This window comes from Nonomuraea sp. NPDC003709, assembly GCF_040610775.1.
GTDB lineage: Bacteria > Actinomycetota > Actinomycetes > Streptosporangiales > Streptosporangiaceae > Nonomuraea > Nonomuraea angiospora_A.
The window spans coordinates 278787-297296 of record NZ_JBEXMW010000015.1 but is presented as its reverse complement, the minus strand read 5'-3'; the positions used below and the strand labels follow the sequence as shown (position 1 = coordinate 297296).

At 72.8% G+C, this 18510-nt stretch carries 13 protein-coding genes; 7 read left to right on the top strand and 6 right to left on the bottom strand.

The features are described from left to right. Positions 1 to 54: 54 nt before the first annotated feature. Entirely contained in the window at positions 55 to 1974 is a 1920-nt protein-coding gene (locus tag ABZX61_RS38760) for a serine/threonine-protein kinase (protein WP_355201361.1), read from the top strand. Between the two features lie 167 nt (positions 1975 to 2141). Here the strand turns inward: ABZX61_RS38760 and ABZX61_RS38755 are convergent, their stop codons facing one another. Continuing rightward, a complete protein-coding gene (locus tag ABZX61_RS38755) occupies positions 2142 to 3059 on the bottom strand; it encodes a polysaccharide deacetylase family protein (protein WP_355201359.1) in 918 nt (305 codons plus the stop codon). Positions 3060 to 3280: 221 nt separating this feature from the next. On the opposite strand from ABZX61_RS38755, the gene ABZX61_RS38750 reads away from it, so the two are divergent. After that, a complete protein-coding gene (locus ABZX61_RS38750) occupies positions 3281 to 6538 on the top strand; it encodes a glucodextranase DOMON-like domain-containing protein (RefSeq protein ID WP_355201357.1) in 3258 nt (1085 codons plus the stop codon). 66 nt (positions 6539 to 6604) lie between these two features. Here the strand turns inward: ABZX61_RS38750 and ABZX61_RS38745 are convergent, their stop codons facing one another. Beyond that, complete coding sequence (locus ABZX61_RS38745) at positions 6605 to 8119, bottom strand: cytochrome b N-terminal domain-containing protein (protein ID WP_350736812.1); 1515 nt, start codon at positions 8117 to 8119, stop codon at positions 6605 to 6607. Positions 8120 to 8184: 65 nt separating this feature from the next. After that, positions 8185 to 8805 carry a hypothetical protein gene (locus ABZX61_RS38740; RefSeq protein ID WP_355201355.1) on the bottom strand — a complete coding sequence of 207 codons (621 nt, stop codon included), beginning with the start codon at positions 8803 to 8805 and terminating at the stop codon, positions 8185 to 8187. Positions 8806 to 8998: 193 nt separating this feature from the next. On the opposite strand from ABZX61_RS38740, the gene ABZX61_RS38735 reads away from it, so the two are divergent. Next, a complete protein-coding gene (locus tag ABZX61_RS38735) occupies positions 8999 to 10189 on the top strand; it encodes an Ig-like domain-containing protein (protein WP_355201353.1) in 1191 nt (396 codons plus the stop codon). Between the two features lie 203 nt (positions 10190 to 10392). On the opposite strand, the gene ABZX61_RS38730 is transcribed toward ABZX61_RS38735, so the two are convergent. Further along, positions 10393 to 11058, bottom strand: coding sequence for a response regulator transcription factor (locus ABZX61_RS38730; protein WP_355201456.1), 666 nt, complete (start codon positions 11056 to 11058; stop codon positions 10393 to 10395). A 62-nt stretch (positions 11059 to 11120) separates the two neighbouring features. Further along, the gene (locus ABZX61_RS38725; protein ID WP_355201351.1) at positions 11121 to 12242 is read right to left on the bottom strand and encodes a sensor histidine kinase; all 1122 of its coding nucleotides are present in this window, start codon (positions 12240 to 12242) and stop codon (positions 11121 to 11123) included. Positions 12243 to 12439: 197 nt separating this feature from the next. Between ABZX61_RS38725 and ABZX61_RS38720 the strand changes: the two genes are divergently transcribed. From ABZX61_RS38720 to ABZX61_RS38710, 3 genes are all read left to right on the top strand, one after another. Continuing rightward, on the top strand, positions 12440 to 12883 hold the full coding sequence (locus ABZX61_RS38720; RefSeq protein WP_355201350.1) for a hypothetical protein: 444 nt from the start codon (positions 12440 to 12442) through the stop codon (positions 12881 to 12883). After that, positions 12880 to 14337 (top strand): multicopper oxidase domain-containing protein, encoded by a 1458-nt coding sequence (locus ABZX61_RS38715; RefSeq protein WP_355201348.1) that lies wholly within the window; start codon positions 12880 to 12882, stop codon positions 14335 to 14337. The genes ABZX61_RS38720 and ABZX61_RS38715 overlap by 4 nt, the downstream gene beginning before the upstream one ends. A 72-nt stretch (positions 14338 to 14409) precedes the next feature. Beyond that, the gene (locus ABZX61_RS38710; protein WP_355201346.1) at positions 14410 to 15285 is read left to right on the top strand and encodes a fumarylacetoacetate hydrolase family protein; all 876 of its coding nucleotides are present in this window, start codon (positions 14410 to 14412) and stop codon (positions 15283 to 15285) included. Between the two features lie 39 nt (positions 15286 to 15324). On the opposite strand, the gene ABZX61_RS38705 is transcribed toward ABZX61_RS38710, so the two are convergent. Then, positions 15325 to 17310 carry a glycosyl hydrolase family 28-related protein gene (locus ABZX61_RS38705; RefSeq protein ID WP_355201344.1) on the bottom strand — a complete coding sequence of 662 codons (1986 nt, stop codon included), beginning with the start codon at positions 17308 to 17310 and terminating at the stop codon, positions 15325 to 15327. A 162-nt stretch (positions 17311 to 17472) separates the two neighbouring features. Here ABZX61_RS38705 and ABZX61_RS38700 point away from each other — a divergent pair, with 162 nt between their 5' ends. Beyond that, complete coding sequence (locus tag ABZX61_RS38700; RefSeq protein WP_355201342.1) at positions 17473 to 18507, top strand: ABC transporter ATP-binding protein; 1035 nt, start codon at positions 17473 to 17475, stop codon at positions 18505 to 18507. Positions 18508 to 18510: the final 3 nt, after the last annotated feature.

Sequence of the window (18510 nt, the reverse complement as noted above, 5' to 3'; positions counted from 1 at the left end):
TCCGAATCGTAGTATCCGGTGCTGAAGCTCCTGCGCGATTCGAAGAGGGAAGCAGTGTCGCGTCCGCAATCGGGGGATCACCTCGGTCAGATCGCCGCCTACCGCCTCGTCCGGTTCCTCGGCGAGGGCGGGCAGGGCGTGGTCTACGTGGGCCTGAGCCCGTCGGGCGACGAGGTCGCGATCAAGGTGCTGCATGCCCGGCTCTCGGACGATTCCGAGGCGCGGCGGCGGTTCTTCAGGCAGGTGGACCTCGCCCGCCGGGTCGCCCCCTTCTGCACCGCCCGGGTGCTGGACATGGGCATGCAGGCCGACCGGCCGTACATCGTGAGCGAGTACGTACGCGGCGAGTCCCTCGAACGCGCCGTCAGGAAGGACGGCCCCCGCACCGGCGGCGGGCTGGAACGGCTCGCGGTCGCGACGGCGACGGCGCTGGCCGCCATCCACCGCGCCGGGGTCGTCCACCGCGACCTGAAGCCGGGCAACGTCATCCTCGGGCCCGAGGGCCCCGTGGTCATCGACTTCGGCATCTCGCGGGCCCTCGACCACGCCGTCACGCAGACCGGGGTGTTCGGCACACCCGGGTACATGGCGCCCGAGCAGGTGAGCGGCGGGGAGGTGGGCCCTGCGGCCGACGTGTTCAGCTGGGCGGCCACGATGGTGTTCGCGGCGACGGGCCGGCGGGCGTTCGCCGGGGAGTCGGTGGCGGCGGTGCTGCACGCGCTCCTGTACGACCCGCCCGACCTGTCCGGAGTGCCCGCGTCGCTCCGGTCGCTGGTGACCACATGCCTGGACAAGAACCCCGCGCGGCGGCTCACGGCGGACGACCTGGTCCGCGCCCTGACCGGCGACGACACCCTGACCATGCCCGACGCCTCGCCGCCTGACCTCGAGGACGCGCCGCCCCGCCGGGTGCCGCGCCGCGCGGTGCTGGCCGTCGGAGTGGCCGCCGCGGCGGCGGCCGTGGCCGTGGCGATGTGGCCGCGCGAGCGGGATCCGGTACGCCCGGCCGCGCCCGCCCTCCGGTTCGGCGCGGAGCTCGGCAAGCCCCTGACCGGCCACACCAACGATGTGCGGGCGGTGTCCCTGGGCACCCTCGACGGCGTCCCCGTCACCCTGACCGGCTCGGACGACGAGACCGCCCGCCTGTGGAACCTCCGCACCTCCCAGCAGATCGGCCCCCCGCTCGCCGGCCACACCGAATGGGTCAGATCGGTCGTCCTCGACCAGCTCGACGGCGCGCCGATCGCCGTCACCGCGAGCGACGACGACACCGCCCGCGTCTGGGACCTCCCCGCCGGCGCGTCCCGCGTCCTGGCCGGGCACAAGGGTGACGTCAAGTGCGTGGCGACCGGCCGGATCGGCGGCCGGCACGTCGCCGTCACCGCCTCCACCGACGGCACCGCCCGCGTCTGGGACCTGCGTACGGCCAAGGAGTACGGCGACCCGCTGACCGGCCACGAGAGCGGGGTGTGGGCGGTCACCGTCGGCCAGGCCGCCGGCACGACCGTGGCCGTCACCACCGGCGACGACGGGACCGTGCGCGTCTGGGACCTGGCCTCCAGGAAGCAGCTCGGCCGGTCGCTGACCGGCCACTCCGGCTGGGTGCGGTCGGTGGGGCTGGGCTTCCTGAACGGCACGCCCGTGGTGGTCACCGGCGGCGAGGACATGACCGCCCGGGTCTGGGACCTGATCGCCTGGAAGCAGCTCGGCACCCCGCTCACCGGCCACACCGGCGTCGTCTGGTCGGTGGCGATGGGCAACCTCGACGGCACGCCCGTGGCGGTCACGGGCAGCGAGGACAGAACGGTACGCGTGTGGGACCTGAACACCAGGAGACCGCTCGGCAGCCCGTTCACCGGGCACTCCGACTGCGTCTGGTCGGTGGCGGTGGGCCTGCTCGACGGCCGGCCGGTCGCCGTCAGCGGCAGCCGCGACCAGACCGCCCGCACCTGGAACCTCGCCCCGGTCCGCTGACCAGCCGGTCCCCGCAGCCCGCGCGGGCCGGCAGCCCGGCCGGCCCACGCGGTGTCCCTGCTGCCGGTGACGCATCCTTTCTGGTCGGCGCCTAAGCGCGATCACCGCTCACACCCGGAGATACGCGGAGGGTGCGAGAAGAGTTCACGCTTGGCCGGAAGGATCGATCAGTGCAGGTCAGGCGGGGCGGCGTTGAAGACGAGGCGCGGCGGGTGGCCGCCGAACAGCTGGCTGACGGTGACGAACCGGTAGCCGCGCCCGGCCAGCTTCCGCAGCACGCGCGGGATGGCCCGCACGGTCGTCGGGTGGATGTCGTGGAACAGGATGACGCTGCCGGGCCGCACCGACCTGAGCGCCCGGCGGGCCACCGTGGCACTGCTGCGGTAGCGCCAGTCCAGGGTGTCCACGCTCCACAGCACCATGGGTCGGCCGGTCTGGCGGCGCACGGTGGCGTTGATCGCCCCGTACGGCGGGCGGACGAGCCCGGGCACGATGCCGGTGATCGCCCTGATCGCCTGGTCGGTGCGGCCCAGCTGGGAGCGCACCCGGGCGGGCGACAGTCTCGTCAGGTCGGGGTGCGACCAGGTGTGGTTGCCGATCTCGTGCCCGGCCGCGACGGTGCGGCGCAGGACTCTGGGGTACGTCACGACGTTGCTGCCCACGACGAAGAACGTGGCTTGGGCGTGGTAGGCGGCCAGGTAGGCCAGCAGCGTGTCGGTGTAGGGGCCGGGGCCGTCGTCGAACGTGAGCGCCACGCACTTGACGCGGCGGCAGTCCACGCGGGGCCGCGGCCGGACCTCGGCCCTGTCGTCGGGGGCGGCCATCGCCGCCACGCCCTGAGCTCCGGCCGCCGCCGAGCCCCACGCCCCGGATGCCGCCGTGCTCGACACCGCGCTCGACAGCGTGCCCGACGCGGCGCTCGTGGCCGCGGCCGGTGGTGGAGCCGCGTGGGCGGCCTGGGAAGGCGCCGCCAGCGTGCTCGCGCCGCAGGTCATCGCCACCAGCACCGCAGTGGCGACCGTTCTGGCCGTCCCCCGCCTGGCCCCGCCCAGGAAGGACGGGCGTGACCTCGCACCGATGTCCATCGATCCCCCTCGCGCACCGCCCCCGGCGCGTCTCCCCATAGTGACGACCCCGGCGGGGATCGTTCCACTGAGTACGACAACCGCCGCCCACTCCTGGTTCGCCGGAGACCGCTTTCCAGATGACAGATGACGAAACCCGGCAGCGACCGACCCTATGGGCTTGACAGGGGGGTGGGGCTGGTCTTGTCTCTACCCATCGGGGGTCTGGAGGGGAGTCCGGCATGCCTGCGATCCGACGGTCCGTCCTTGCCCTGCTCGTCTCCGCCGCGCTGGTCGCCGTACCGCTCGATCCCGTCCTGGCCGCCGCTCCCGCGCCGGGCGCGCCCGGCGCGCCGTCGCACTTCGGCCTGGCCCGCAAGGACTGCGTGGGCACGGCCACCGGCAGGACGTCCAAGGTCTGGTACACCGTCGCGGGCGGCGTCCTGTCCGACGTGTACGAGCCCACGATCGACAACACGAACGTCGAGACCATGCAGTTCGTCGTGACCGACGGCAGCACGTTCACCGAACTGCAGGCCCGCGACACCACGTACCAGGTGAGCACCGACCGCTCCGGCATGACCTGCACCGTCACCTCGGCGAGCAGGAGCGGCCGCTACCGCCTGACCACCACCTACGTCACCGACCCCGACCGCGACGCCGTGGTGGTGCGCACCCGGCTCCAGCCCGCCGGCCTGCGGCTGTACGTGCGGCTGGACGCGAGCGTGAACGGCAACGGCGGCGGCGGGCAGCCCAACGGCGGCCCCGACACCGGCGTGGTCGACGGCTCCACCGGCGCCCCCGTGATCTCCGACGAGAACACCGAGACCTCCGCCCCCGCCCGCGACTACGCCGTGCCCATCCACCTGGCGCTGCGGGCCGAGCGGCGGCTGCCGCAGGCGAGCGTCGGCTACGCGGGCACGCCCGGCGACGGCGCCGCCCAGCTCGACGCCGCCCACGAGCTCACCCCCTACACCGAGGCCCCCGCCGGCAACGTGGTCGCCACCGCCAGGCTGCCGATCGACGGGAAAGGCGAGGTGACGTTCGCGCTCGGGTTCGGGCGGACCAGGGCCGCGGCGCTGCGGACCGCGGGCGAGGCCGCCGCCCGGCCGTTCGAGAGCACCCGAGCCCGCTACGAGTCCGGCTGGGCCGCCTACGACGCGCGCCTGCGCAGGCCGCCGGGCGAGCACGCCGACCTCTACCGGCTGTCCGCGAACGTGCTCAAGGCCGGCGAGGACAAAACGTTCCGCGGCGCGGTCGTGGCGTCACTGGCCAGCCCCTGGGGGCAGGCGGTGGGCGCCGGCGAGCTGGTCGGCGGCAAGGCGGTCTACTTCGGTTCCTACCGCGAGGTGTTCGCCCGCGACCTGTACGAGGCGTTCACCGGCTTCCTCGCCGCCGGCGACGTGGCCACGGCCCGCGACACCGCCCGCTTCCTCCTGGAACGTCAGCAACTGCCCGATGGCCGGATGCCGCGCAACTCGCTGCTGAACGGCAAACTGGCGCCCGACTCCGGTGGCGACCAGCTCGACGAGACCGCGTACCCGATCCTGATGGCCTACCAGTCGGGGCTCACCGGGGTGTGGGAGCGCGTGCGGGCGGCGGCCGACTTCCTGGTGGCGCACGGGCCCGCGTTCGGCGTGGAGCGGTGGGAGGAGCAGTCGGGCCACTCGCCGTCCACGATCGCGGCCGAGATCGCCGGGCTCGTCGCGGCGGGCGAGCTGGCCGCCCGGGCCGGCGACCAGGCCAGGGCCCGGATCTACCGGGGCACGGCCGATCACTTCGCCCGCTCGGTCAAGTCGTGGACGGTCACGACCACCGGCCCGTACGCACCGCGCTACTTCCTGCGCCTGTCACGCGGCGGCGACCCGAACGCGGCCGCGTCCTACAACCTGGGCAACGGCGGCCCCACCGAGGACCAGCGGAGAGTGGTGGACGCGGGCTTCCTCGAGCTCACCCGGCTCGGCATCCTGCCCGCCGACGACCCCGACGTGCTGGCCAGCCTGCCGGTGGTGGACCGCGTGCTCAGGCGTACGACGGCGAACGGGCCCGGCTGGTACCGCTACGGCTCCGACACCGCGGGCACCGAGGACGGCTACGGCGACTGCCACGAGCCCGACCCCACCTCGTGCGCGCCGTCGGGCCGCCCCTGGCCCACCGGCAACACGGGCTCCGGTCACCTGTGGCCGGTGCTGGCGGGCGAGCGGGCCGAGCAGGCGCTCCAGACCCACGACTCCGGCACGGCGGCCACGCTGCTGGCGGCCATGCGCGGCATGTCGTCGGGCACCGGACTGATCCCCGAGCAGGCGTGGGAGAACCCGGACCTGGCCGCCTCGCCGTACGGCACCGACCCGGCCACCGCCTCGATCGGGTTCCGCGACGGCGGCCCGGCGGGCTCGGCGTCCCCGCTGACCTGGGCCCAGGCCCAGGTCGTCCGGCTCGTCCTGTCGCTCGGCTCCACCCGCCCCGTCGAGCAGCCGGACGTCGTACGGCTCCGCTACGCCGCCCGTGGCCTGCCCCAGGCGGCCCCGCTGACCGTCACCGCCCCGGCGGACGGCACGGCGGTCGCGGGCACGTCGGCGACCGTGGAGGGCACCACGTCACCGGGGGCGCGGGTGGAGGTCGCGGCCACGCCCGTCGACACCGGCGCGCCCACCCGGGTCGTCTCCGTACGCGCCGGGCCGGACGGCGGCTTCACCGCCCAGGCGCCGGTGTCGTTCGGCGAGGTCGTGCTCACCGTGACGGCCACCGCTCGCGATGGCCGCACCGCTTACGCCCGGCGCACGGTCGTCGGGGACATCGTGGGCGCCACGACCGTGCTCGACGTGGCCGACCCGGAAGGCGACGACAACGGGCCCGGCACGTACGCGTACCCGACCGCCGGGGACTTCCACGCCGGGGCGTTCGACCTGCGCAGGTTCCAGGTGATCACGGACGCGACGACCGTCTACCTGCGGGCCGAGCTGCGCGACCTCACCCCGACCTTCGGCAACCAGCTGGGCGCCCAGCTGCTGGACGTCTACGCGCAGGACCCGGCCGTGGCCACGCGGTCGGGTGACGCGGCGTTCCCGCAGCGCAACTACCGCCTGGGGGACGCCTGGTCGCAGCGGGTGGAGGTGCAGGGGTTCGCCGCCCCGGTCTGGGTGACGGCCGCGGGCGCGGGCCAGGCGGGCGCGGCCGTGCGCTCGTCCGGGACGACGCGGACCGTCACGGTCGCCCTGCCCAAGGCTGTCTTCGGGACGCCCGGCCCCGGGTGGCGCTTCGCCGTGGTGCTCACCGGGCAGGACGGCTTCAGCGCCGACCAGGCCAGGGGGTTCGCGGCGACGCCGCAGCCGTACCAGTTCGGGGTCTGCGCCGAGGGTGGCGCCGGGCCGCTGTGCTCGGTGGACCCCGGCACGGTGCCCAAGGCCCTCGACGTGCTCGTCCCGCCGGGGCAGTCCCAGGCGGACGTGCTCAACCCGCTCCTCGGCCCGGTCACGATCCCCGCCGTCGCCGTCCCGTGACGAACCCGCGGCGCCACCGCCCTCACGAATGGCGCCTGCGGCTGTCCCGAGGGCGAGCGAGCCTCGTCAGCGGGACCAGGAGCGCTGGACGGCGTCGTGGACGCGGCGGCGGGCCGGGGGAGGCACGTCGCCGTCGGCCGCCACCGGGAGCGCGGGCCGCGCGGGCGGCACGAGCACCGCGGACTCCTCGTCCGTGACCGGCCGTTCGATCTCGGTGAACGCGCCGTCCGCGCCGCGCACGATCACGCCGGTCTCCACCCCGTGCGCCACCGTGTGCCGGTCGCGCGCCAGCAGCCCGAGGCAGATCCGGCGGGCGATCACGAACCCCAGCACCGGCCCCGCGACCACCAGGACCCGGAAGATCCACGTCGTCGCGTACAGCGAGATGTGGAAGGTCGAGGAGAGCACGTCATTGCCGCCGGCCAGCCAGAGCACGCCGTAGTAGACGATCCCCGCGACCCCGAGGCCCACCCGGGCCGGCGCCTCGCGCGGCCGGTCCAGCAGGTGGTGGATCGCGTGGTCCCGGGTGATCCACCGCTCCACGAACGGGTAGACCGCCAGCGCCGTGAACAGCAGGCCAGGCGCCCCCAGGGCCGGGATCAGCACGCTCATGGTCACCGTGTGCCCGAAGACCGTGAACTCCCACGGCGGCATGACCCGCAGCGCGCCTTCGAGGAAGCCCATGTACCAGTCGGGCTGCGAGCCGGCGCTGACCGTGCTGGGCGCGTACGGGCCGTACAGCCAGATGGGGTTGATCTGGAACACCGTGGCCAGCGCCGCCACCACCGCGAGCACCCACAGGAAGAACACCGTCGTCTTGGCCAGGAACGCCGGGAAGAACGGCGCGCCCCGCACCACCCCGTCGTTCAGCCCCTTGGCCCTGAACTGGGTGTGCGTCTGCCGCCACGTGAGCACCACCGCGTGCAGCGGCAGGAGCACGAGCAGCAGCCCGGGGATCAGCAGCACGTGCAGGCTGAACAGCCGGGAGATGATGTCCGCGCCGGGGAACTCGCCGCCGAACAGGAACATCGCCAGGTACGTGCCCACCAGCGGCACCGAGATCGTGACCCCGTGCAGGATGCGCAGCCCCGCGCCGGACAGCAGGTCGTCGGGGAGCGAATATCCGAACAGCCCGTTGAGCATCACCAGCCCGAACAGGGCCACGCCGATCAGCCAGTTCAGGTCGCGCGGCTTGCGGAAGGCGCCGGTGAAGAAGTTGCGCAGCAGGTGGATGACGATGGCGCCCAGGAAGACGAGCGTGGCCCAGTGGTGCATCTGCCGCATCAGCAGGCCGCCGCGCACCTCGAAGCTGATGTCCAGCGTGGAGGCGTACGCCTGGCTCATCTGGACGCCGCGCAGCGGCACGTAGGCGCCGTCGTAGACGACTTCCTCCATGGTCGGCTTGAAGAAGAACGTGAGGAAGACGCCCGTGAGCAGGACGATCACGAACGCGTACAGCGCGATCTCGCCCAGCAGGAACGTCCAGTGATCGGGAAAGACCTTCCGCATCGCCTTCTTCAGGAACCCGGCCCCGCCGATCCGATCGTCGAGCGCCTGGGCCAGTGAGCTGGCCTTCATCATCACCCCGCCTATGACTGGATGGGTACGTCACAGACAAGACGGAATAGGACTGGAAAATGTGACAGTCAGGCGAAACGTTCTACGGTGACCGGAATCAGGCCCTGCTCGCGGATCGCCTGCCGGTGGTGGTCCAGCAGCGCCCCGAGCACCCCCGCCGGGCCGCTCCCGAGGCGTACGGTCACGTCAACGCACCACGCGATGCCCGCGCCGATCCTGCGCAGCTCCCACGCGAAGCCGTCGCCCGACGCCCGGCCCGCCACGCGCGGGTCGTCGGCGGGCTCCAGGCGCAGGGCCGCACGGGCGTTCGCCAGCCCGTCCGCGTCGAAGTCGCCCGCGAACAGGATGCGGTAGCGGTGCGCGTCCGGCGACGAGCCCAGGTCGAGCGGGGCGGTCGTGGGCAGCGGCTGGCGCTGCCGGAAGAGCCCGCGCAGCCGCTCCTCCCCGGGCAGCTCGCCCCCGCCGAGCCGCGCGTACGCCTGCGCCGCCGCGCGCCGGCCCATCGGGGTCACCAGCGCGCGGAGCCGGGCGTCGGAGCGCAGCTCGCGGCTCAGGTCGGGGGAGGCGGACCACCTGCCGGCCTCCGGGCTCCACACGGCGCTGTCGATGCCGGCGGCGGTGTAATCCTGGTGGAAGGCGAACTCCTCCACGAGGATCCCGTCGGGGCCGGAGATCAGGTAGTAGTCCATCCGCCCCATGATTGTCCTGGGCGGATGGCACGGCAATCCCACACGCGGCGGCTCTCCCTCCGTGACGAAGCCCCGGGCCGGGTGGCCGGGGCGCCGCATGTCCGCAGCCGTTCGGGGCAGAACTGGACCGGGCTATAGAAATACCGTCTAGTGTGAAATGTCCCTATTTGTCAGGTTGTGGGAGGCATTAGCGATGCGGAACGCCCGGACCGTACTCGTCGGCACCTTCGCCACGGCCCTGGTCCTGGCCGCCGGCTGCACCTCGGGTGGAGGCTCGGGCGGCGGCCCCGGCGCGCCCGGCACGTCGCAGGAGCAAGGACCGGTGGCCAAGCTGTCGATCACCCCCGCGAACGGCACGGAGAAGGTGGCCCCGGACGCCGGGGTCAGCGTCAAGGCCACCGACGGCAAGGTCACCAAGCTGACCGTCGCCGACGCCAAGGGGCGTGAAGTGCGCGGGACCCTCGGTGCGGACGGGGCGTGGCACCCGACGTGGCCGTTGCGGCCCTCGACCGCGTACACGGTGAGCGCGCAGGCGACCGGCACGGACGGCAAGCCCGTCAGTGCGCAGGCCACGTTCACCACGCTCAAGCCGAAGCGGGTGCTGGAGAGCGGCATGTCCCCGCTGGACGGCGAGAAGGTCGGCGTCGGCATGCCCGTCCAGCTCCTGCTCTCGCAGCCCGTGACCGCCGAGAAGGACCGGGTCGCGGTCGAGAAGTCGCTGGTGGTGCGGATGTCGAAGCCGGTCGAGGGCGCGTGGAGCTGGGTGAGCGACCGCGAGGTCCAGTTCAGGCCGCGCGAGTACTGGCCGGTCGGCGAGAAGGTCACGGTGGTTGCGCACCTGGCCGGGCTGCGGGCGGGCCGGGACCTGTGGGGCACGAAGGACCGCAGCCTGGCGTTCACCGTCGGCGACGAGCACATCACCGAGGTCAGCAACGCCACCCACCAGGCGGTCGTGCGGGAGAACGGCGAGGTCGTCAAGACCATCCCGGTCAGCCTCGGCAAGCCCGGGGACGACAGCTACTCCGGCGTCATGATCGCCCAGGAGAAGGCCGCGTCGACCGTCATGGACTCGGCCACCATCGGCAAGCCGGGCGAATATCGCATCACCACCAAGTGGAACGTCCGGATGACCTACAGCGGCACGTTCTTCCACGCCGCCCCCTGGTCGACCGGCGCGCAGGGCAACAGCAACGTCAGCCACGGCTGCGTGAACGCCAGCCCGGCCAACGCCCGCTGGTTCTACGAGTTCACGCAGCGAGGAGACATCATCGAGGTCAAGGGGACGTCGCGGAAACTGCGCTTCGGCAACGGCCCGACGCCGTGGGCGAAGTCGTGGGACGACTGGCTGGCGGGCAGCGCCCTGGGCAAGCCGATCAACAGCTAGTCGTCCTGGATCACCCTGTTACGTCACCATCCGGGCCGGGCATGGTCTGGGAGGCACACCGGAATTGTCATCGCCGTCGAGAGAAGGGCGTTGTGAAACTGCGTGCTGAATGACGGAATCGGACGGGGGATGGCCCGGCTTCCCGCCGTAGCCCTGTGGCTGCTGGTCTGGCTCTTGAACGCCTACGAGTTCCTGCTGACGATCTAGGCGCTCGTACCCGGGACCACCAGGCCGGACTCGTACGCGACGACGACCAACTGCGCCCTGTCGCGCACGCCGAGCTTGGTCATCGACCTGCTCACGTGGGTCTTGGCGGTGGCACCGCTGATCACCAGGTGCTCGGCGATCTCCTCGTTGGACATGCCCCGGGCCACCAGGGCCACGATCTCGCGTTCGCGGTCGGTCAGGCGTTCGAGGCCGGGCGCGGGAGTGGGGCGGGGAGGGGTGCTGACGTACTCCTCGATGAGGCGGCGGGTCACCGAGGGCGACAGGAGCGCGTCGCCGCGGGCGGCCACCCGCACCGACTGGAGCAGGTCGCCGGGCTCGATGTCCTTGAGCAGGAAGCCGCTGGCCCCGGCCCGGAGCGCGGCGAAGACATATTCGTCGAGCGCGTAGTTCGTGAGGATCACCACGCGGACGCCGTCGAGGTCGGGGGTGGCGCCTATCCTGCGGGTGGTCTGGATGCCGTCGAGCAGCGGCATGCGCACGTCGAGCAGGGCCACGTCCGGGAGCAGGCGTCTGGCCAGCTCCACGGCCTCAACGCCGTTGGCCGCCTCGCCGACCACGGTGATGTCGTCGGTGAGCTCCAGCAGCGCCCGGAACCCCGCACGGATCAGCGGCTGGTCGTCCGCCAGCAGAACCCTGATCACCGCAGGACCCGCGCCGCCGGCCGCTGTCACGTCGGGACCGTCACCGCCGCCGTCGGACGCCGTCATGCCGGGACCCGGACGGGCAGCTCGGCGCGGACCGCGAAGCCGCCGTTCTCGTGGGGCCCCGCGGTGAGCGAGCCGCCGATGGCGACCGCGCGCTCGCGCATCCCGATCAACCCCATCCCCGGCCCGGCGGTGCCCGCCTCGCCGTCGTTCTCCACCCGCAGCACGATCCTCGACGGATCGTATTCGACCGCGACCGTGACCGTCGCGGCGCCCGCGTGGCGCAGCACGTTGGTCAGCGCCTCCTGCGCGATGCGGTACGCGGCCCGGTCCACCTCGGGCGGCAGCGCGTACGGCGTCCCGGCCACGGTGTGCGCCACCCGCAGCCCCGCCCCCTCGGCCCTGGAGACCAGGCGCGGCAGCCTGGACAGCCCTGCCTCCTCCGGCTCGCTCTGGCGCAGCACGCCCAGCGTGGCCCGCAGCTCGCGCATCGCCTCGTGCCCCGACTCCTTGATCGCGACCAGCGACTCCCTGGCCCGCGCCGGGTCGCGCTCCAGCAACTGCATGGCCACCGCCACCTGCACGTTGACCACGGAGATGCTGTGGGTGAGCGAGTCGTGCAGCTCCTGCGCGATCCACAGCCGCTCCTCGCCGGCCCGGCGCAGCGCCGCCTCCTCGCGGGTGCGCTCGGCCTCCTCGGCGCGCTGCTCCACCGCCCGCAGGTACGCGCGGCCCTGCCCGGTCAGCCGGCCGATCACCACCATGGCCACCAGCCACCCGCTCAGCAGCCCCATCCAGCTGCCCGGGGGCGGATCGTCCGCGCCGATCGCCATGAGCCCGTACATCCCCGCGGCCAGCGCCAGCGACAGCCAGATCGCCGCCTTGCGGCGGCCGAGCGAGGCCAGCGTGTAGATCGAGGCCAGCGCGGGCGCCGAGGTGAACACGCCCGGGTAGTGCAGCGCGTAGTAGACGACCCCGGCGGCCGCCGCGACCACGCCCGCCGCCAGCGGCGCGGCGCGCCGGAAGGCCAGCGTCAGCGACGCGACCACGATCAGCGTCAGGCCCATCGGGTCGAGGGGGCGCTCCAGCGGGCCGGTCCACGAGAGGTTCGCGTACGTCCCTCCCGTGATCGCCGCCAGGGCGGCCGCCGCGACGAGGGCGTCCGTTCTCCGGCTGTCCATGCTCACAAGGTAGGCGACCGGGCCCGGGCCGGTCGTCGCCCCACGGTTGTATGTTCGCGGCCCTGGTGCAGGCCCGGCGTCATCCCACGGTCGTACGTTCGCGGCCCCGGACGGGCGGCGTACTCCACGGGGCGTATGCCGGGAAGCCCTCCTGCGTGGGACGCGGCTCCAGGGGGCCTGCCTGGAGCATTCCGTGCATGACCGCATCACCCTCCCCTCCGCCCGGCTGGATCGTCTGGCCGCTGCGGGTGCTCGCCACCGGGCACCTGGCCGGAGTGCTCGGGCAGGCCGCGCTGGCCGGGCTCTTCGTCACCGGCGACGTCGACCTGCTGACCTGGCACCAGAACAACGCCGGGTTCACGCACGGCCTGCTCTACCTGCAGCTGGTGGCCGCCGTCCTGCTGTGGCGACCGGGGCGGGGGCCGGGCTGGCCCGCGCCGGCCAGTCTGGGCCTCGTGGCGCTGGAGACGGCGCAGGTGGCGCTGGGGCAGTGGCGGGTGCTGGGGCTGCACTTCCCGATCGGCATGGCGATCTTCGGGCTGTCCGCCGTCTTCACCGTCTGGACCTGGCGCGCGCTCCGCCGCGGCGTCGGCGCGAAGGTCTCACGCGGCGTCGGCGCGGACCGCCCGAGCGCCGCATGAGCGCCCTGACCAGGCGGGGGTTCCTCGGGGTGCTGGGCGGGGCCGCGCTGGCCGCCGCCGGGTGCGCCGAGATCTCGGGAGAGCTGCTGCGCAGCCGGCTGACCCTGCCCCGGCCGTTCACTGTGCCGCTCCCGATCCCCGAGGTCGCCCGCCCGGTACGCCCCGGCCGCTACGAGGTGACGCAGCGGGCCGCCAGGATCGAGATCATCCCCGGCACCACCACCGAGGTCCTGGGCTACGGCGGGACCTTCCCAGGGCCCACGTTCGACCTGCGGCGCGGCAGCCGCGTCACGGTCGCCGTGCGCAACGAGCTGAGCGTGCCCACCTCCACCCACCTGCACGGCGGCGTCACCCCGCCCGGCTCCGACGGCTACCCGACCGACCTCGTGGCGCCCGGAGGCGGGGCGAAGGACTACGACTACCCGCTGGAGCAGCGGGCCGCCACCCTCTGGTACCACGACCACCGGATGGACTTCACCGGGCCGCAGGTGTGGCGGGGGCTGGCCGGGATGGCGCTGGTGCGCGACCAGGAGGAGGACGCGCTGCCGCTGCCGAGAGGGGAGCGGGAGCTGCCGCTGATGATCTGCGACCGGGCGTTCGACGAGGACGGCTCCTTCCGGTACCCGAGCCCGCCCGAGAGCGGTCACACCGGTCACATGGGCGGCCACATGGCCGCGGTCGACGGCGACTACATGGAAGGCGTCGAGGGGGACGTGATCCTCGTCAACGGGGCGCCCTGGCCGGTGGCCGAGGTGACGGCCACCCGCTACCGGCTGCGGCTGCTGAACGCCTCGAACGCCCGCCGCTACCGGCTCCGGCTCGCGCCGGGCGGCCGGTTCACGCAGATCGGGAGCGACTCCGGCCTCCTGGCCGCGCCCGTCGCGCACGACGAGCTCCCGATCTCGCCGGGCGAGCGGTACGACGTGGTGGTCGACTTCTCCGCCTACCCCGTCGGCACCGCGGTCACCCTCGTCAACACCCTCGCCGACGGCCCCGCCCGGAACGTCATGCGGTTCGTCGTCGCCCGCCGGGCCGCCGACGACACCGCCGTACCGGCCGTGCTGTCCCGCCCGCCCGGTCGCGTGGCGCCCGTGACCACCCGCGGGTTCGACTTCCGCAGATCGGCGGAGGGGGTCTGGACGATCAACGGCCGGCCCTACCGGCCCGGCGTCCCGCTGGCCCGCCCCCGGCTGGGCACCGCTGAGGTCTGGCGCCTGTCCAGCGACTTCCACCATCCCGTGCACGTCCACCTGGCCCACTTCCTGGTGCTGGCCAGGAACGGCCGGGCCCCCGCGGTCTCGGACGCGGGGTGGAAGGACACCGTGGACGTGCGCCCGTACGAGGTGGTGGACGTGCTCGCCCGCTTCGACGGCCACCGCGGCCGGTACATGCTCCACTGCCACAACCTGGAGCACGAGGACATGGCGATGATGGCCGATTTCGAGGTGATCTGACCCACCAGAAGCCCGCCCGGCCGGGTAGGGAAGACTCTCATCAGACTCGTCTGATGAGAATGAGGAGCAGGCATGCACATCGTACGGTTCGTCAGCCCTTTGACCGACGCTCCCGCGGTCGGCGTCGACGACGGCGAGCAGGTGGTGGAGCTGGCCGGCGTCACGACCGTGGCGGAGCTGCTGCGGCTCCCGGTCGAGGGGCTGCGCGAGCGGCTGGCGGGGGCCGACGGGCAGGGTCACCCGTCCGCGTCCGTGCGGCGGCTCGCGCCGGTGGACGGGCTGATGGAGGTCTGGGCGGCCGGCGTGACGTACCGGCGCTCGCGCGAGGCGCGGGTGCTGGAGAGCGAGCGCGCCGCCGACGTGTACGAGCTGGTCTACGACGCCGAGCGCCCGGAGCTGTTCTTCAAGTCGGTGGCCTGGAAGGTCTCGGGTGACGGCGGGAGCATCGCGGTGCGGTCGGACTCCGAGATCGACGTGCCGGAGCCGGAGCTCGGCCTGGTGCTGAACACGGCCGGGGAGATCGTGGGCTACACGGTCGTCGACGACGTGAGCTCGCGCACCATCGAGGGCGTCAACCCGCTCTACCTGCCGCAGGCCAAGATCTACCTGGGCGCGTGCGCGGTCGGCCCGGCGATCCGTCCCGTGTGGGAGGTCTCCGACCCGTACGCGCTGGACATCACGCTCACGATCGCCAGGGGCGGCGAGACGGTGTGGGACGGCAAGGCGTCCACGTCGGGCCTGCACCGGCGCCTCGACGAGCTGGCGGGCTACCTGTTCCGCGCCGACTCCTTCCCCGACGGCGCCGTGCTGGCCACCGGCACCAGCCTGGTGCCCGACCTGCCGTTCACGCTGCAGGACGGCGACACGGTGACGATCGGCATCGCCGAGATCGGCATCCTGACGACCACCGTGGTCAGGGGCCTGGAGGCTATGCAGCGTCCGGTGTGAGCCCCCGGCGGGGCCGGCGCGGCGAGCGCGCCGGCCCGGTCACCAGGGAGACGGAGGCGGGGGCGCCACGACCGGCGGACGGTCGTCGCAGGTGATGGTGTTCGGCAGGAGCCACGGCGCCAGCCAGGGCCCCGCCGCGCCGCCACCGTCGTTCCCGCCGAGATCGGTCAGGGCGAACTCCGAGCCCGTGGGCGGGAAGCCGAACGAGCCGCAGTTGTTCACCCCGACCGCGCCGACGTTCCGCGCGTCCACGTTCTCGAACGTCGCCGACCCCTTCACCCGCGCGCTCACCACCGACGTCCCGGTCCCGTCGACCCGGATGTCCTTGAAGTGCACGTTCGTGATCGAGTACAGGTCCTTCACCGACCACTCGCTCACCAGCATGATCGCGTTGTACGTGTTGTCCAGGAAGTGGTTGCCGACCACCTGGACGTCCGCGGAGATGTCCCTCTCCAGCGCGTAGAACCAGATGGCCCCGAGCCCGATGTTCCAGTTCAGCTCGTACGTCCCGGACCTGACCGTGGTGTTGCCGGTGATCAGCAGCCGCCCGGTGAACGGCTCGGCGCCGAAGCGGGAGCCGACCTGGATGGCGCTGCCCTCCCTGACCGGGTCGGCCACGAGGTTGTTCGAGATCGTGTTGTCCCTGCCGCCGTAGACGGCGATGCCGTTGGCGAGCACGGGCGTCTGGACGGTGTTGTGGTCGAACGTGTTGCCGCTGTCGGCGCTCTTCTCCGACCACATGGCCAGCGCGTCGTCGCCGCTGTTGCGGATGAAGTTGTTCGACACGACGGAGCCGGTGACGCCGGTGTGGAAGTTCACGGCGTCGGCGATCTGGTCGACGATCACGTTGTTCGTGATCCGCACGTTCGTCATCGGCCCGTCGAACCACACGCCGACCTTGGTGTGCCGGATGTGCAGGCCGTCGATGGTGGAATCGCTCATCGCGCCGCCGATCGCGTTCACCTGGTCGGTGTCGACGCGCTCCCGCACGTCCCCCTCGATGGCGAAGCCCGACAGGTGCACGTTCGTGCTGCCGCCGGGCTTGCCGTAGAAGCCGACGCCCGTGTGCACCGAGCCGTCCGGCGCCGGGCTCCCGAGCGGGACCTCATGGCCCTTGATGATCGTGTACCAGTTCCCCGCGCCCGTGATGGTCACGTCGTCCACGATGATGTGCCGGTTCACCTGGTACGTGCCCGGCGGGACGTACACCTCCAGCCGCTTGCGCTTGGCGAAGGCGATGGCCCGGTCGAACGCGTCCGACGACTCGCGGCGTCCGGACGGGTCGGCCCCGAACGCCAGCACATCGGCCGCCGCGAGCCTGACCCGCGGCGGTCCCACGAGCTGGGAGTCCAGCAGGTCGATGACCGTCCACGCGGCGGCGCTCCCCGCGGGGGCCGTGAGGCGTACCCGGTCGCCCGCGCGGTACGTGCGGCCGAGCAGCAGGCGCTGCTCGTCGTAGAAGTGGTTCGGGCGGAACGGCTTCGCGATCACGGGCGGCGGCGTCGTGGCGCTCGGCACGCACGAGCACTCGGTGATCCACCAGTCGGGGTGCAGCAGGCCGGCGCCGGGGTCATTGGAGAACGGGTACTGGTTGTACAGCCACGCGTACCGGGACGTCAGCGTCATGGTCCTGCGGCCCTTGCCGTTGACCGTGACGTCGAGCGGCGCGGTGATGCCGCCCCCGCCGGGCGCGTCGGGGATGCTGTAGCGGACGGTGATCGCGTCGGCCGCGCGCGGCAGCGTGAACTCCACGTGCTGCCCCGGCGCCAGCCGCACCGCCTTCCGGCCCGACGCCTCCGCGGGCAGCGTGTACGCGCCGCGGTCGGGGCCGATGACCGTGCCGTTCGTGACGGCGTTCTCCGCCTCCTGCTCCAGGAAGTCCACGGCGGCGCCCCGCCCCGCGACGAGCGCCGGATCGAGGGCCGCCCGCGTCACGACGGGGGCGGGGCCGGAAGAGGCGTGGGCCGGGGAGACGGAGAGGGCCGTCGCGGCCGCGCATAAGACAGCCATGACCGTGCGTGGCATCCGGTGCTCGTTTCTCTCGGGGGGTGAGGCGACAGTAGGCGTCCGCACACCGATACACAAGATGTTGTGAAGTAGTTTCGCGAATCTGCTGATTTCTTGCATCGACTTGCGTTCTGTTGCGGACCATGGCTTTGTCGGGGATGCGCATTTATGTTCATGAATATGAGCGAGACGGCCGTCGGCCTGCGCGGGCTGCGCAAGGAGTTCGGTCCCGTCACGGCCGTCGACGGCGTCGACCTGGACGTACGCGACGGGGAGTTCTTCGCCATGCTCGGGCCGTCCGGCTCGGGCAAGACCACCGTGCTGCGGATGATCGCCGGATTCGAGGCGCCGACGGCGGGCCGCGTCGAGCTGGACGGCAGGGACGTGACCCGCCTGGCTCCGTTCGAGCGGGACGTCAACACCGTCTTCCAGGACTACGCGCTCTTCCCCCACATGAACGTGCTGGCCAACGTCGAGTACGGGCTGCGCGTGAAGAGGGTGCCGCGGGCCGAGCGGCGCGAGCGGGCACGGGACGCGCTGCGCTCCGTGCGCCTGGAGGGCTTCGAGGAGCGGCGCCCGGCCCAGCTCTCCGGCGGCCAGCGGCAGCGTGTCGCGCTCGCCCGCGCGCTGGTCAACCGCCCGCGCGTGCTGCTGCTGGACGAACCGCTCGGCGCGCTCGACCTCAAGCTGCGCGAGGAGATGCAGGTCGAGCTGAAGGAGCTGCAGCGCGAGGTCGGCATCACCTTCCTGTTCGTCACGCACGACCAGGAGGAGGCGTTGACGATGAGCGACCGGGTGGCCGTGTTCGACCGGGGCAGGATCGAGCAGGTCGGCACGCCGGCCGAGGTCTACGAGCGGCCCGCCACCGAGTTCGTGGCCGGGTTCGTGGGCACCTCCAACCTCATCTCCGGCGCCGCGGCCGAGAAGGTGCTCGGCCGCGCGGGCACCTACAGCATCCGCCCCGAGAAGCTGCGCGTCGCCCTCGACGGCGCCCCGGACGCCGGTCCGGGGGAGCAGTCGGCCGCGGGCACGATCGCGGAGATCGTGTACGCCGGCGCCGCCACCAGGTTCGTCGTGGACCTCGATGCCGGCGGCAGGCTGATCGCGCTCCAGCAGAACCTCCAGGTCTCGTCCATGGACGTGACGGGCCTGCGAGGTGCCCGCGTCCGGCTCGTGTGGCAGCGGCGGCACGAGTTCGCGATCACGTCCAGGTAAGGA